A 572-nucleotide genomic window follows, 5' to 3' on the forward strand; every position below is an offset into this window, starting at 1 on the left:
GATCAAAACCAATGGGCCCCTCCCAAGACGGAGCTATCGCCCTTTCCGGACTTCCCCCTTCTCAAGGAGTTGGATCCGCCCCCGCCAAGCTTGGCCGACCTGGGCATCCATTGGGATCGCTTGGCCCTGCTGCCGGATCCCGAGCTGGCAGAGGAAATGGATGTGGAGTTCAGCCGCCGTCTAGCCCGCCTAAACCGGCAAATTGCCAACCAACAAGAGCGCCTCTACCGCCTTTTGCAAACCTGGGACTCCGACGAGGCCGATATCCGCCAAATTCAGGCCCAACTGAGCCAGTTGCGGACAGAACGGGATCGCCTAGCTCTGGAACACCTGTTGATGCTGCGGCAGTTGCAAGAGAACTTCGCCCTACCTCTACCCGACCGCTCGGCTGCCAGCCCTCCCTGAGGATCCCTTGGGTTCAGGCTATGATTGAGCAAGGGCAGACGCAACCCCCAACGGAGCTGAGCGATGGCCAAAGTGCCCAGCAACCCAGACATTGAGCAATTAGCTGCTGCCATTGGTAAAGAAGTTTACATCGATGTGGCCCGCTGGCATCTTTACCTGCGCGATGC

At 59.1% G+C, this 572-nt stretch carries 1 protein-coding gene and 1 pseudogene; both read left to right on the forward strand.

Annotated elements, in window-relative coordinates; translation table 11 throughout:
• Positions 1–405 (forward strand): annotated as a pseudogene (locus NW837_RS15565) (hypothetical protein); the annotation flags it as partial.
• Between the two features lie 63 nt (positions 406–468).
• On the forward strand, positions 469–572 hold a 104-nt coding region (locus NW837_RS15570), incomplete at its 3' end, for a DUF3181 family protein (RefSeq protein ID WP_414332586.1).

The sequence above is a fragment of the Synechococcus sp. R6-10 genome (genome assembly GCF_047461815.1).
Taxonomy (GTDB): domain Bacteria; phylum Cyanobacteriota; class Cyanobacteriia; order Thermostichales; family Thermostichaceae; genus Thermostichus.